Annotated in this window: 12 protein-coding genes; 4 read left to right on the forward strand and 8 right to left on the reverse strand. The window is 60.1% G+C overall.

The genetic code is table 11. The features are described 5' to 3' along the window. Positions 1 to 9: 9 nt before the first annotated feature. Together ISP18_RS20415 and ISP18_RS20420 are read right to left on the reverse strand one after the other, a co-directional pair. A complete protein-coding gene (locus ISP18_RS20415) occupies positions 10 to 1,050 on the reverse strand; it encodes an aldo/keto reductase (protein ID WP_380011833.1) in 1,041 nt (346 codons plus the stop codon). A 40-nt stretch (positions 1,051 to 1,090) separates the two neighbouring features. Then, positions 1,091 to 2,302, reverse strand: coding sequence for an MFS transporter (locus ISP18_RS20420; protein ID WP_380011836.1), 1,212 nt, complete (start codon positions 2,300 to 2,302; stop codon positions 1,091 to 1,093). Between the two features lie 102 nt (positions 2,303 to 2,404). Between ISP18_RS20420 and ISP18_RS20425 the strand changes: the two genes are divergently transcribed. Further along, entirely contained in the window at positions 2,405 to 3,337 is a 933-nt protein-coding gene (locus tag ISP18_RS20425; protein ID WP_380011839.1) for a LysR family transcriptional regulator, read from the forward strand. A gap of 28 nt (positions 3,338 to 3,365) precedes the next feature. On the opposite strand, the gene ppa is transcribed toward ISP18_RS20425, so the two are convergent. Continuing rightward, positions 3,366 to 3,893 carry an inorganic diphosphatase gene (ppa, locus tag ISP18_RS20430; protein ID WP_380011842.1) on the reverse strand — a complete coding sequence of 176 codons (528 nt, stop codon included), beginning with the start codon at positions 3,891 to 3,893 and terminating at the stop codon, positions 3,366 to 3,368. A 136-nt stretch (positions 3,894 to 4,029) separates the two neighbouring features. Further along, positions 4,030 to 5,463, reverse strand: a complete 1,434-nt coding sequence (gene pdxR, locus ISP18_RS20435) for a MocR-like pyridoxine biosynthesis transcription factor PdxR (RefSeq protein ID WP_380011845.1) — start codon at positions 5,461 to 5,463, stop codon at positions 4,030 to 4,032. Positions 5,464 to 5,689: 226 nt separating this feature from the next. On the opposite strand from pdxR (ISP18_RS20435), the gene ISP18_RS20440 reads away from it, so the two are divergent. Beyond that, positions 5,690 to 6,184, forward strand: coding sequence for a hypothetical protein (locus tag ISP18_RS20440; RefSeq protein ID WP_380011848.1), 495 nt, complete (start codon positions 5,690 to 5,692; stop codon positions 6,182 to 6,184). 175 nt (positions 6,185 to 6,359) lie between these two features. On the opposite strand, the gene ISP18_RS20445 is transcribed toward ISP18_RS20440, so the two are convergent. From ISP18_RS20445 to pdxR (ISP18_RS20455), 3 genes are all read right to left on the reverse strand, one after another. Beyond that, positions 6,360 to 7,211, reverse strand: coding sequence for a 2OG-Fe(II) oxygenase (locus ISP18_RS20445; protein ID WP_380011851.1), 852 nt, complete (start codon positions 7,209 to 7,211; stop codon positions 6,360 to 6,362). 53 nt (positions 7,212 to 7,264) lie between these two features. Then, entirely contained in the window at positions 7,265 to 9,391 is a 2,127-nt protein-coding gene (locus ISP18_RS20450) for a prolyl oligopeptidase family serine peptidase (RefSeq protein ID WP_380011854.1), read from the reverse strand. A 94-nt stretch (positions 9,392 to 9,485) separates the two neighbouring features. Beyond that, entirely contained in the window at positions 9,486 to 11,024 is a 1,539-nt protein-coding gene (pdxR, locus tag ISP18_RS20455; protein ID WP_380011857.1) for a MocR-like pyridoxine biosynthesis transcription factor PdxR, read from the reverse strand. A gap of 137 nt (positions 11,025 to 11,161) precedes the next feature. Here pdxR (ISP18_RS20455) and ISP18_RS20460 point away from each other — a divergent pair, with 137 nt between their 5' ends. Further along, positions 11,162 to 12,328 carry a hypothetical protein gene (locus ISP18_RS20460; RefSeq protein WP_380011860.1) on the forward strand — a complete coding sequence of 389 codons (1,167 nt, stop codon included), beginning with the start codon at positions 11,162 to 11,164 and terminating at the stop codon, positions 12,326 to 12,328. 418 nt (positions 12,329 to 12,746) lie between these two features. Further along, complete coding sequence (locus ISP18_RS20465) at positions 12,747 to 13,757, forward strand: terpene synthase family protein (RefSeq protein WP_380011863.1); 1,011 nt, start codon at positions 12,747 to 12,749, stop codon at positions 13,755 to 13,757. On the opposite strand, the gene ISP18_RS20470 is transcribed toward ISP18_RS20465, so the two are convergent. Further along, complete coding sequence (locus tag ISP18_RS20470) at positions 13,749 to 14,702, reverse strand: polyprenyl synthetase family protein (RefSeq protein ID WP_380011866.1); 954 nt, start codon at positions 14,700 to 14,702, stop codon at positions 13,749 to 13,751. The genes ISP18_RS20465 and ISP18_RS20470 overlap by 9 nt on opposite strands. Positions 14,703 to 14,740 lie beyond the last annotated feature (38 nt).

The following is a 14,740-nucleotide window of genomic DNA, read 5'->3' on the forward strand; positions in this document are numbered from 1 at the left end:
AGGCGAGGTTCAAGCGATCTGGATGGCCGGCGGATTGCGCTCGGCGAATTGTCCGTTCCAATACGGGTAATAGGGATAAGGCGGCGTGACGGCGCTGGCGGCATCCAGTCGCATCACTTGTTCGCGCGTGAGCGTCCAGCCGATGGCGCCCAGGTTCTGCCGCAATTGTTCTTCATTGCGTGCGCCGATCAGCACAGTCGATACGGTGGGACGCTGCAGCAGCCAATTCAGCGCGATCTGCGGTACGGTTTTGTCGGTTTCGGCGGCGATCTCGTCCAGCGCATCGACCACGCGATACAGCCGTTCTTCGTCCACTGGGGGTGCAAAGCCGGCCGTTTCATGCAGGCGGCTACCTTCTGGCAAAGGCTGGCCGCGACGGATCTTGCCGGTGAGTCGGCCCCAGCCTAGCGGACTCCACACCACTGCGCCCACGCCCTGGTCCAGTCCCAACGGCATCAGTTCCCACTCGTAATCGCGGCCGATCAGCGAATAGTACGTCTGGTTGGCGACGAAGCGTGTGTAGCCGTAACGATCCGCCACGCCCTGTGATTTCATCAGCTGCCAGCCAGAGAAGTTCGATGCGCCGAGGTAGCGCACCTTGCCCGCGCGCACCAGGTCGTCGAGCGTGCGCATCACGCTTTCCACCGGCGTCATCGCATCGAAGTGATGCAGTTGCAGCAGGTCGATGTAATCGGTGTTGAGGCGCTTGAGCGCGCGCTCGACGCCGGTGATGAGATGGTGTCGCGATGCGCCCACATCATTCGGACCATCGCCCGCGCGCAGCGTTAGCTTGGTGGAAATGGTTGCCTGATCGCGACGCCCTTTGAGTGCTTCACCGAGAATGCTTTCCGATGCGCCATCGGAATAGACGTCCGCCGTGTCGAACAGATTCACGCCGGCTTCCAGACAGATGTCGAGCAGGCGGCGCGCTTCTTCCGTATCGGCATTGCCCCACGCACTGAACAGCGGACCTTTGCCGCCGAACATGCCTGCGCCAAAACCGAGTACCGGCACTTTGAAACCGGATGCACCAAGCAGTCGATAATTCATGATCGTTCCTTTTATGCAGTCAACGATGGAAGCGGGGCGCTTACACGCCGCTGCTAGGGCAGGCGCCAGCAGGCAGCCGCTGGAGATTGGCATCACGCTGCCGCGCCCACAGTGCGATCAACAGGCCGGAGAAAGTGATCAGTGCCGCCACCCACGTCAACGCGCCGAGACCAGGGCCGCGTGCCACCACGACGCCGCCGAGCCATGCGCCCAGCGCGTTGCCGAGATTGAAGGCGCCAATGTTCAAGCTGGAGGCGAGGCTCTTGGCGTCGTCGGCTTTATGCAGCACCCACAATTGCAGTGGCGGCACGGTGGCGAAGGCAGCGATGCCGAGCAAGCCGACGAACAGTACCACCAGCACTTTGCTGTGCAACGCGAACGTCATCGCGCCAAGCACCATGATCAACGCTACCAGCGTCAGCAGCAGCGCACGCACCAGATGGCGATCGGCCAGCTTGCCGCCCAACAGATTGCCCGCGATCAAACCGACGCCGAACACCAGCAGGATCGGCGACACGGCGCTCTGCGCGAAACCGGTCACTTCGGTCAGGATGGGCTGGATGTAAGTGAATACGGTGAACACGCCCGCAAAGCCAAGCACCGTCATCAGCAGACCGAGCAGCACGGAAGGATTGCCGATAGCGCGCATCTCGTCGCGCACCGCAATGCGCTTGCCATGCTCATGACCGGCGGGTACCAGCGCTGCGATCACCACCATCGCTGCTATGCCGATGGCAGCAACCGCCCAGAACGTCGAGCGCCAGCCGAAATGCAGGCCCAGCCACGCACCCGCCGGTACGCCCAGCAGCGTGGCGATGGTCAGGCCGGTGAACATGACCGAGATGGCCGAGGCGCGCCGATCCGCCGCCACCAGGCCGGTGGCCACCACCGAACCCACACCGAAGAACGTGCCGTGCGCCAGCGAGGTGATCACGCGGGCCAGCAGCAGCACCGCGTAATTCGGCGCGATAGCGCAGCACACATTGCCGAGGGTGAAGATCGCCATCAGCCCGATCAGCACCGCCTTGCGCGGCAGGCGGCTGGTGGCGACGGTAAGCACCGGCGCGCCTACGAATACGCCCAACGCATAGCCGGAAATCAGCAAGCCCGCCGTGGCGATGGTTACTTTCAGGTCGGCCGCCACCTGGATCAGCAAGCCCATGATCACGAACTCGGTGGTGCCGATGCCGAAGGCGCCGGCGGCCAGCGCGTAGAGCGCCAGCGGCATGGAGCGGGAAGGGTTGGCGGCCATACGGCGACTCCGTCGGGAAAACGATGCAGTGCAGCGTAGGCGCTTGCATCTTCTGCAAAAACCGCCAAGATGATGAATAACTTTCAATGAAACGTTGAAAATATGGATCGCGTCGGCGACCTCGTTCTGTTCATGCGCGTGCTGGACCAGGGCTCGATCAGCGCCGCCGCGCGCAGTCTGGACCTTTCCGTCGCCGTGGCCAGTCAGCGCTTGAAGCGGCTGGAGCAGCATCTGGGTGTGCGCTTGCTGCATCGGACCACGCGTCGCCTGCATCCCACCCCGGAGGGTCTGGCCCTGGCCGAGCAGGGGCGTACGCTGGTGGAAGATCTGGAAGCGCTCACGTCGGGCCTGCGCCAGGGCGCCGCGGACGTGACCGGCACATTGCGCCTTACTGTCTCGGCTTCCTTCGGGCGGCAATACGTGTCGCCGCTGCTGCCGGCGTTCATGGCGCGCTACCCGCGCGTGCGCCTGAGCGTGCATCTCACAGACGAGTTGCAGGACTTGATCAGTTCCGGTTTCGACCTTGCCATCCGCATCGGCGCACTGCACGACTCGCGGCTGGTCGCGCGCAAGCTGGCGGTGAACCGCCGCGTGTTATGCGCTTCGCCGGATTACCTGCGCCGCTTCGGCGCACCGAAAACACCGGAAGATCTGGTCAAGCACGAATGCCTGATGCTGGTGGGCAGCAACGGACGCCAGGACATCTGGCGACTGCACGATGCACAGGGTCAATTGCGCACCGTACGCGTGAACGGGCGGCTGGAGTCGACGCTGGGCGAGATGTTGCGCGATGGCGTGCTGGCCGGGCTGGGTATTGCGCAGCACTCGATCTGGCACGTGTGCGATGACTTGCGCGAGGGACGTTTGAAGGTGGTGCTGCCGGAGTATTCGATCGCCGATACCGGCATTTACGCGGTGATGCCGCAGCGGCGGCTGGTGCCGTTGCGGGTGCGGGCGTTTGTGGATTTTCTAGCGGAGCAGTTTGGAGAGGTGCCGCCGTGGGAGCGTGGGTTGAACGGCTCCCTCTCCACATAAGAAGAGAGGGAGCAGAGCGGATCGCGCCTTATTTCTTGCAGCGCTCGATGCCGGCCATGATCTCGGCCTTGGCCTCTTCGGCACCGACCCAGCCTTCGACCTTTACCCACTTGCCCTTCTCTAGATCCTTGTAGTGCTCGAAGAAGTGGCCGATGCGTTCCAGCCAATGACCGGAGACACCTTTGATGTCGTTGATATGGGCGTAGCCCGGGAAGATCTTCGGTGAGGGGATCACCACTAGCTTCTCGTCGCTGCCGGCTTCGTCGGTCATCTTCAGCATGCCGACCGGATGGCAGCGGATCACCGAGCCCGGTACCAGCGGCAGCGGCAGGATCACCAGCGCGTCGAGCGGGTCGCCGTCGCCGCCCAGGGTGCCCGGCACGTAGCCGTAGTTGCAGGGGTAGCGCATGGGGGTGGACAGGATGCGATCCACGAAAATCGCGCCGCTTTCCTTGTCGACCTCGTATTTAACCGGTTCCGCGTCCTTCGGAATTTCGATGACGACGTTGATCTCGTTCGGCACGTCGCGGCCGGCGCTAACCATATCCAGGCCCATGGGGCACTCCTCACATCTTTGCCAAAGCAGGGAAAGCCGCTCAGCATAAGGCAAAGCTTGTCGCGGTGCACCACGGGGCCAAAACTTCCGATGCTGCGACATCTTTCTCCCTCTCCCCCGAGGGGGAGGGGGCGGATCATGCAAGCTCCATGTGATCCAAGCATTGCCCAAACAAGCGCATCGCCTCGCGCAACTCGTTCACCGACAACCCGCAGTAACCCAGCAGCAGCCCCTGCCGCTCTGGTGTATGCAAATACAACGGCGCCATCGGATGAAGTCCGAGACCATATTCGGCCGCGTGGGCGATCAGTGCCTGGCAGCGTGGTGCATCGTAGCCGTGCAACCACGCCACTAGATGCATGCCAGCGGGTGTATCGGTGATCTCGACACGATCGCGCGCATGCTCCTTCAACCCGGCTATCACCGCTTCGCGACGCGCCTTCAGCTCCTTGCGCGCCATGCGCAGATGCCGCTCGAAGCCACCGTCTTCCATAAAGCGAGCCAAGGCCGCCTGTTCGATCACCGGGCAGGCCATGTCACCAAGGTATTTCGCGCCGAGGAAATCCGAGCGCAGCGCGGCGGGCATCACCATGTAAGCGAGGCGCAAGCCACCAAACATCACCTTGGAGAAGGTGCCCACGTAGATCACGCGGTCCTGTTCGTCGAGCGAGCGCAACGCCGCCAGCGGATGCGCGTCGTAGCGGAATTCACCGTCGTAGTCGTCTTCCAGGATCCAGCATTGGTGCTGTTCGGCGTAATGCAGCAGATCCAGCCGGCGCTGCATGGAGAGCACGGCACCGGAGGGAAAATGATGTGAAGGCGTCACATAGATCAGTCGCGGCGCTTGCGCGGGAAGTTCGTCGCAAACCAGGCCGTGCTCGTCGGTTCGCACGGCGACAAGTCTAGCGCCGTGCGCAACCAGTGCCTGATGGGCAAGGAAGTAGTGAGGCTCCTCCAAAACCACGGGATCGCCTTCATTCACCAGCACGCGCGCGGTCAGATTGATGGCCTGCTGCGTGCCGCTGACGATCAGCACGTCGTCCGGTTGTGCCTGCACGCCGCGGCGGCGCGCCAGGTAATCGCATGTCTGCTTGCGCAACACGCTCAGCCCGGCCGCTTCAAGACTGTTGAGACGTGTATACGCAGCAGCACGGGCCAGTTCCCGCCCCCACGCATTGTTGAGCGTGGGATTGATCATCGGATAACCGTATTCGAGGTTGTAGCGCAGGCCGCGATGCAGGCGGGGAATGTCCCAATTGCATACTTCGCGGACACGTTGCGCATAGCGGGACGGCGCATCGATGTCGGTGCGGTCATGATGCACCGGTGGCCTGGTTTGCAGCTGGCTGACGAAACTGCCCGAACCCACCCGGCCGTCGATGAAGCCTTCCGCGCGCAACTGCTCGTAGGCGGTCAGCACGGTAGTGCGAGAAATCTCCAGCTCCTGTGCCAGTTCGCGCGTAGGCGGCAACTGCGTGCCTGCCGCAATGCGGCCATCCAAAATGGAAGCTTTTAAGGCTCGCGTAAGCTGGTCGTAGAGCGGCCCACGTCCGTCAAGTTGTAGATACACGCCGTGCCCTCCTATTGGCTCTATGAAAATACGGGCAATTGGCTATGGAGGGAATGTGCCGACCTGCCTAGTCTCATATCGTCGCAGGGCTCGCTAACAAAACCTTATCGTTAGCACCTCCCCAGGCTGACGAACCCAGCGGCGACGACGTCTCCCTCACTTCCCACACCCGCGGGGCAGTTCTCTTTCGCAACTGCTCCGCGGGTCTTTTTATTGAGTGACAGCCATGTCCGTATCCTTTGATTCCGCCGTGCCGCAGCATGCGCGCGCGCAGCGCGCTGTGACGTTCGCGGTGGTCATAACGTTGGTGTTGGCAACGGCGGATCTGCTATTTGCCTGCACGTATTGGCGAACGATGTATGGCGTGCCGCCATTGCGCCTCATGCAGAACATTGCGGCGGGCTTGCTGGGCAAGCGTGCGTTTGTCGGCGGAAGCAGTACCGTGTTGCTGGGCGCTTTGTTGCACTACGCCATCATGGGCGTGATGGTGGCTACGTACTATCTGATGGCTCGAAGGATGAAGGCGCTCGTTGAGCGGCCTTGGCTGTATGGCGTGCTGTATGGCGCCATACTCTTCGTCGTGATGAATCTGATTGTCGTGCCGTTGTCAGCGGCCCCTAAGGCGCCGGTGGTGTTGAGCTGGATCATTAGCAGCGTCGTAGTGCATCTGATCATTGGATTGGTGATCGCGCTTAGTGCGCGGCGCGCGTTTCGCGGCTAGCCACATCACACCTCACAGTCATTCCGGCGCAGGCCGGAATCCAGTGAAAACACTCTGTGCGTAGCACTCAACACAAATAAGAATGTAGTGTGCTTCGCACGATTAATTTGACTGGATTCCGGCCTGCGCCGGAATGACAATGAGGCAAGGTTCGGTGTCGTCAAGCGAGGTAAGTTCAGCGGGAAGCCTTCTGAAACGGCAGTTCCCGCAACCACTTCGTAGCGATCCACTTCTCACCTTTCTGCACCGGCAGCCCCGCATGCAGCGACGCCGTATCGCCGGTGTCGTAGGCGAAATAAACAGCTGAACCGCATAGCGCCGTTACGGTAACGCCCACCTCCGGAAACGCCGTGCCACCGCCGGCCTCGGGCGTATTCAAGTACATCACCAGGCTGGCAATGCGCTGGCCGCCCTTGGCGGTGACCGCGGCAAAACCGGGTTGCTCGGGATTGAACCAGTCGTAATGCGGTTCGTACTGCTGACCCGGCAGGTAATGCAATATCTGCAGGCCTTCGCCGTGGTCGGCGGGAATGCCGAGCATCGTGGCGATGCGCTGCTCGATGCGTTTGATCAGTGGTGTTTCGCCGAGGGTGAAAAACATGCCTTCGCTGGTGCGGCGCGCGTCGATCTGCTGCTTACCTGCGCTGTCGACGGTCTTGGCGCGCTGCAGGCGCGGCCGGGCCTGCTCGATTAGGGTGTCGCATTCCTCGGCCGAAAGAAAATCGTTGAGCACGCGTAGCGCGGGAGATTCCATGCTCAGTCCCACGTGAACGGTGCGGCTATCGATCATCATCTGCGGCGGTTCTGGATGCTGCGTGCGGCGGCCTTGGTTTTTCGGGGCCTGGGCGTGCGCATCCAGCGCGGAGATCGGCATGTTCAATACCGTGGCGACGATGCTTCGGCTCTGCCGTGGATCGTAGCCATTGTCCTGCATCATCTTCAGCACGGTTTCGACGCTGTGGCCGTCGCGCGTAGTGGTGAGGATCCACTCGCGAAGTTCGGGACGTATGGGGATCTGCGATTTCATGTGGGCGATTTTAACCTCCCTCTCCCCGCTGGGGAGAGGGAGATGGATCGCTGTTACTTCAACTTGTCCCACAAAAATTCATAGGCGAGCGCATGCATATGGGCCGATTGCTTGTTGTCTGCACCCGCACCATGGCCACCTTCGGTGTTCTCGTAGAACCACAGGTTGTTGTAGCCCATGCCTTCCATCTTCGCAGCCATCTTGCGGGCCTGCACCGGGCCAACGCGGTCGTCGCTGGTGGTGGTGTAAAACAGCACCGATGGATAGGCCGTATCGGGCTTGACGTTCTGGTAGGGCGAGAACGTTTTGATGAACTCCCATTGCTTGGGATCATCCGGATTGCCGTATTCGGCGATCCACGATGCGCCGGCGGAGAGATGCACGTAACGCTTCATATCCAGCAGCGGCACTTCGCAGGCGATCGCGCCGAACAACTGCGGATACAGCGTGAGCATGTTGCCCATCAGCAGGCCGCCGTTGCTGCCACCCTCGGCGCCCAGATGCTTGGGCGAGGTGACGCCGCGTTTGATCAGGTCGCTCGCTACCGCTGCGAAATCTTCATACGCGCGCGGACGATTCGCCTGTAGCGCCGCCTGGTGCCAGCGCGGACCGTATTCGCCGCCGCCGCGGATATTGGCGATCACATACACGCCGCCGCGTTCCAGCCAGGCGCGGCCGATGCTGCCGCTGTAGAACGGCTGCAGCGAAACTTCGAAGCCGCCGTAGCCGTACAGCAACGTGCGGCTGTTGCCGTCCAGCTTGATGTTCTTCGGTGCGATCTCGAAGTACGGCACCTGCGTGCCGTCCTTGGACGTGACGAAGTGCTGGCTCACCTGGAATTTCGATGCATCGAAGAACGCCGGACTCTGCTTGATCGTCTGCGCCTTGCCTTCGCCCAGTACGCCGCGTTCCAGCGAGGAAGGCGCGAGGAAGCCGGTGACGCTCAGCCAGTATTCGTCGCTATGGTCCGGATCGGTATCGGTCACTGACACAGTGCTGAACTGCGGTGCGCCGGGCATGTCTTCGTGCGCCCAGTTGCCATCGTCCTTGGGCGTGAGCACGTCGAGGCGGCTCTTCACGTCATCCATGATGTCCAGGACGAGGTGATGCCGCGTCCACGCATAGTTCGATAGCGCCGTGTGCTCATCTGGTGCGAACAGCGTGGTGAACTGGCGCTTGCCGGCGATGAAGTCGTCGTATTTGATCGCGATCAGCGCACCGGATGGATACGTGTTGCCAGCGACCGTCCACGCATTGCGCAGTTGGACCAGCAGCCACTCGCGATGCGCATCCACGTTCGCTGCATCTTCGGGCACATCAAGGTGAATCAGCTTGCCATCCTTGAGCTGATACATGTCGCTGTGGAAGAAATCGTGACTGACGCTAACGAAGTCACGCTCGAAGCCAGGCGTGCGATCGTGGAAGGCGCTCACTGCAAGATCGTCCATCTTGCCTTCGTACACCGTGGTGGCGGTGCTGAGCGGCATGCCGCGCTTCCACACTTTTGCGATGCGCGGATAGCTCGAGGTGGTCATCGAACCAGGGCCGAAATCCGTGCCCACATAAATGTGGTCGTCATCGATCCAGCCCACCTGGCTCTTGGCGACCGGCAGCAGAAAGCCCTCCTTCACGAAGGATTTGCTGGGAATGTCGAACTCGCGCACTTCCACCGCGTCGCCGCCGTCGGGCGACAGGTTGATCAGGCAGCGTTTGTAATCGGGCTTCAAGCAATCGCTGCCCTTGAACACCCAGCGCTTGCCTTCGGCCTTGTTGAGCGCGTCGATATCCAACAGCACTTCCCACTTGGGATCGGCCTTGCGGTATTCGTCAAGCGTGGTGCGGCGCCAGAGTCCGCGCGGATGCGCCTTGTCCTGCCAGAAGTTGTAGAGATAGTCGCCGCGGCGTTCCACATACGGAATGCGTGCATCGGAATCGAGCACTTCCAGGATGCGGTCGCGCGTGTGCGTGAATTCGGCGCTGCTGGCGAACTGCTTCTCGGTGACCGCATTCTGGGTTTTCACCCAATCCATCGGGCGCGCGCCGTGGATGTCTTCCAGCCAGAGGTAGGGATCGTCAGCGCTTGCGGCCGCGCCGGGGGCCGAGGTGTCGTGGGCTTGAGTCATGCCGCCCATTATGACGGCCAGCGCCAGGGCCAGCTGCATCGATGCTTTCAAACTCATGCTTCCGCTCCGTGGTGGAGGCGCAAGGCGGGTCCTCGCGCGGAACGATCAGCATGCACGTTCACACACAAAACACCAGTGGTGGAAGTCAGTCCTACGCAGACCGCACGCCGGGTCGCTGGCCATGCCCGATCGTGCCGGCCGGTGCCGCTCGGGACATTTTTCTGGGCGACCGCCGGGTGTTCACCCGCGCCAGTGCACGCGCCATGCGCTGCACCGCTTCGTCGAGTTGGGTTTCGTTGAGATAGCTGAAACCCAGGCGCAGGTACGGTTGTTCGCGTTGATGGAAGTCATAGCGCTTTGCACCGAAGAACTGCACGCCTTCGCGTTCGCCTTCCATGCTCCAGCAGTCGATGGCGATGGCTTCGTCCACGTGCGCCCATAGCCCCATGCCGCCATCGGGAATACGGAAATCCAAGGCACTCCCAAGATGGCGCCGCAGCGCTTCGGCCAGCGCATCCCGGCGTGCCGCATAGGTTTGTTGCAGGCGGCGCACATGCCGCAGCACCTCGCCATCCTCAAACAATTCGGCGATGGCGCATTCGATGGCGACGTCGCTACGTGGATCGCTGGCCGCACGCAGGCCGGCAAGCTGTCCGAACACGGACGGTGGCGCGTGGATGAAGCCGGTGCTGATGCCCGGCGCAAGCATATTCGACAGCGAGCCTATATAGATCACGTTGGCGCGACCAGGCCCCGCGGCAATGGGTAGCACGGGTTTGCCGGCGTAATGGAATTCGTGATCGTAGTCGTCTTCGATGATCGCAAACTGATGCGAAAGCGCCAGCGCGGCAAGCCGTTCACGCTTCGCGGTTGACATGACGCAAGTGGTGGGAAACTGATGATGCGGTGTGAGGAACACGGCGCGAATACGTTGATGTTTCAACGCATCCTCCAGCGCATCCACGTTTAGCCCATCATCGTCCACGGGCAGTGGCATCAGTTGCGCGCCGGCCAAGCGCAGTACGCTCCATGCGGGTGGATAACCCAGCACCTCCACCGCCACGACATCGCCGGGTTTGAGCAGCATGCGCGCGACCAGGTCGATGCCTTGTTCGAGGCTGCGCGTCACCATCAGGCAATCGGCAGTAGCGGGCAGGGCACGCGTGCTGCGCAGCATCTTTGCGAGTTCTTCGCGCAGGCGCATGTGACCGCATGGGTCTGCATAACCGATCAGCGAACGGCCGCGTTGCACGATCGCGCGCCGGAACGCACGGGTGAGTGCTTCAGCGGGAAACAGTCGCGTATCCGGCAAGCTGTACGCAATCATCAGGGTGCCAAGTGGTGGGATCTTGACGGCAGGCACGGCTTGGATGGATTCGGTGAGCGGGTACGTCGGCGTGTCTTGCGCTGATGGTGCGGCGCGAGTGGCCGGAGGCAATGACGACGCAACGAACGTGCCGCCGCCAATGCGCGTATGCACCAGCCCTTCCGCAGCGAGTTCTTCGTAGCCGGCTACGACGGTGTTGCGGTTAACGCAAAGTTGCTCGGCCAGCTCGCGCGTACCGGGCAGCGGTTCGCCGACCTTCAGGCGTCCGCAGCGTATGTCATCGGCAATCGCATTCGCGAGCTGCAGAAAGATCGGCAGTTCGCCTTGGGGATCGAGCGCAATGGTCAATGCCCAGCGACGCATGGCCAGAACTATAGCGCGGACCGGACTAGCCGGCATCGCAAAAGTGGCGCTTTCGGCGGCCAATCGAATGGGTCACGCTGGAGCCGTTCGTCCCCACGGCTGATTCCAGCCCTACAAGGTGAAGAAAGGAGCATCCCATGCGTCGGATCACAAGCGTGTTGGTGGCGGCTTTGTGCACGATGGCGGCGTCCGCGCCGGCGGCAGCGGACGGCAAGTATCAAGTGCGCAATCTCGGTTCGCTGGGTGGTACGTCCAGCGCAGGCATCAGCATCGATAATGTTGGTTTGGTGAGCGGGTTTTCCAACCTGGCCGGTAACCAGAGCATGCATGCAGCGCTCTGGTTGAACGGTTCGGCGTTCGACCTCGGCACGCTGGGCGGGCCCAATAGTGGGATTACCTGGCCAGTGAAAAATGACTATGGCGTGCTGGTGGGCATTGCCGAAACGGCACAACTGGATCCGCTGGGCGAAAACTGGAGCTGTTCGGCGTTCTTCCCGACGGTCACCGGCCATATCTGTCGAGGATTTGTATGGCGGTGGGGGCACATGCACGCCTTGCCCACACTGGGTGGCAACAATGGGTTTGCCACGGGTGCGAACAACTTCGGCTTGGCCGTCGGTTGGGCAGAAAACACCGTGCACGACTCCACTTGCGACCCAACTTCCACACAAGTGCTGCAGTTCAAGCCGGTGGTGTGGGGGCCGGGTGAGGACGACATCCAGGCCTTGCCGCTGATTGGCAACGACACATCCGGTGCGGCGACAGCCATCAACGACCATGGCCAGATAGTCGGCATTTCGGGCTTGTGCGATCAGGCGGTCGGGCGTTACTCGGCCATCCATGCGGTGCTGTGGCAAAACAACCATGCAACGGATCTGGGCAGTCTCGGTGTGCCGGCGTGGAATACGCCCATGGCCATCAACGAGCATGGCATGGTGGTTGGATTCGCCAACGTGCTTGGCGGCGGAAGCGCGGGGAATTTCAACGCGCACGCTTTTATCTGGACTGCCGGCGGCGGTATGCGTGATCTGGGTACGCTCCCCGGCGATAGCATCAGTGAAGCGCTGGGCATCAATGACGAAGGCGTGATTGTCGGCGAGTCGTGCGGAGCCAACGGATGTCGCGCAGTGCTGTGGCGCCGCGATGGCGGCATCGTCGATCTCAATACGTTGGTCGCGCCGGGATACACCGACCAACTGGTGTATGCGAATGACATCAATGACGCGGGTGCGATCACTGGGCAAGCGGTGAATGCGACGACAAATATTGCTTCGGCATTTCTAGCTTTGCCAGCTGGTCGCTAAGAAGAGCTTACCTGCTGTCAAGGTTCTGCCTCACACCTCACAAACGCATCGCAGATCGCTTTGTCATGGTCCTTTCCACAGAGGACCATGGCGAAGTGCTTGCTGCTGCGTGTGCTAAATCAAACCTCGAAGTCGAGTCGGTTTTCTTAGCGTCTTCATAACTTAATTTTCGCTCTGGTTTGAAGAAAGAAACACATAATCCATTGCTCAATATCCGGCTCTGTATTCACCAGCGCTACGGTCGCCATTGCCAACATGGCGATGACCACTCAAGCGGCCATGGGAAGCACTTAGGAAGTGGATCTACGAAGAGGGGAAATCCACACCGTCCGAGCAAAATTAGACGCACGAGCGGCAAGGAAATCTCCATGCTCCATCAAGTGTCCGTCAAATCCGTTTTGGCGCTAGGAGCTCCATCATGAACTATCCCTTGCCTCAACCATTACGCAGCATAGCGATTGCGCGCAATCGCCACACCGAGGCAGCACAGCGACATACACGACAGTGGACCATAAAGCAGGGCCTCGAACACTCGGAACATACGGCTCACCAACTCGACATCTATTTGCCGGGCACGTATGCGGGATATATGTGGCCGCAAGCGTCACGCAACGATCTGTTTATTCTTTCTGATCTGACTGGATGGTTCAGCTGTCAGGACGACATTGCTGACGAAGATTTGAGTCAGGACCCGGTTGCCCTGGAGGCATCGCTGCACGAGGTATACCGCACAGCATTCGGTAGAGGTACAAAACCGGTCGGCGCACTCGGCGCAGGACTCGCGGATATCGTGCGACGCAGTGGCAAGCGAATGCCCGAACAGTGGAAACAACGTACTGCCGAACAATACGCCAGTTATCTGTTCCCTTGCGTGACTGCGGCCATACATCGTCTGCAGAAAACACAGCCAGGCGCTGAAGAATATGAAAGCATTTGGCGCAACGCCGGCGGCTTTCAGGTGTGTCATGAATTCACCTACTTCGAAAGGAACGTGCACTTGCCGTCCTTTCTTTACTACAGCGCCGCGTGGCAGGAGATTCGTCTCCTGAACCTGAATTTGCTGAAAGCCGTCAACGACCTGCTTTCTTTCAGCATCATGGAAAACCCTGATGAGGATATTTACAACCTGCTGACGCACCTGAGGCATAGCCGTGGGTATTCGCCGGACCGAGCGGCCTGTGAGGTTTCCAGGCGCCTTGAAGAATGGGCCGAGCGCTTCGAGCACGCCCAACTAGGATTGCCAAGGGCGTTGGACCAACTCAAATGCGACGATATCGTTCATGAACAAGCCTTGCGATGTGCCGAGGCATTCAAGCTGCAGTGGCACGGCAATATCGGATGGCATCTGGAAGCCCCCCGTTATCGGGAGATTCGGTTCCAGCCACAGGAGGGTTCATTGAATGAAGTGCCGCCCCAATACTCAGACTAAGCCTTCGTAATAGTTGTCTTTTATCTGCTGCTCAAAACGAATGTTGCACAAAAAAGCACTTAACGGGGTGATATTTCGATCCGTGGAGAGGTCTCGTGCAAGATTTAGGTGCTGCAATATCTTTTCGTAGCTGGCATCCATCACCTTTTTTGCCTGGCTAAAGATGCCTGCGCGACCAAAGTCGACGATGATTTTTTGTTTCTGCTCGTCCGATCTTTTTTTCTTAATCAAGGGGCAGTCGGCTAAAATCATTAGGAATGATTTTGGTCCCTCGTCCAAATCCGGTGCAAATCCTTTTTTCTCGAAATGAGGGATGTGGTTGATATCGCAGTAGTCATTGACGTAGCGATAATAAACAGCAAGCTCTAGCATCAGCGCTTTGAGTTCGACGTACAGTCTCTCGGAAAGAGGCTTCAATAACTGGCAAAAATCCAGGATAAGCACGAAGAAACAGCCGGTGTTTGTTTCAGCAATAAAACGATACTCTTCCATGGTCGGCAGCGCCGAGCCTTCGCTGACTTGTGTATCGAGGTATTGCCCCATATGCAGTGCCTCAAGACTCTTGAGGCCGACCTCAAGCAGATCGACGCGTTCTAATTTCGCCAAGAGTTGCAATCCGTGGACGTATCCGTGCATGCCGCAGTTAAGCGCGGCGCCCACTCCAAATGCCATCCACACTGAGGGAGCGCCGCGGCGAACTTCGCTCTGGTCGACAATGTCATCATGAATTAACGACGCCGCATTGAATTTCTCAACGACCTCGCATAGCAAATTGGCCTGCCGCTCGCCAATTCCGAAGAGTGAGGCCATGGCATGCGTCAATTCTGTCCGAATTTTCTTGCCCCCTTGTCGCTCCTGATAGTCGAAAGGATCCACCCATCGCTTTTTGGCCAGCGCGTACCGTGCATCCTCTGAAACCATCGTTGTCAGAAGTGGCCCAGTCATTTTGGTATCTCCCTATAGCGATCCCTGGCTTTCAGACG

Source organism: Dyella humi (assembly GCF_044904605.1).
Taxonomy (GTDB): Bacteria; Pseudomonadota; Gammaproteobacteria; order Xanthomonadales; family Rhodanobacteraceae; genus Dyella_B; species Dyella_B humi.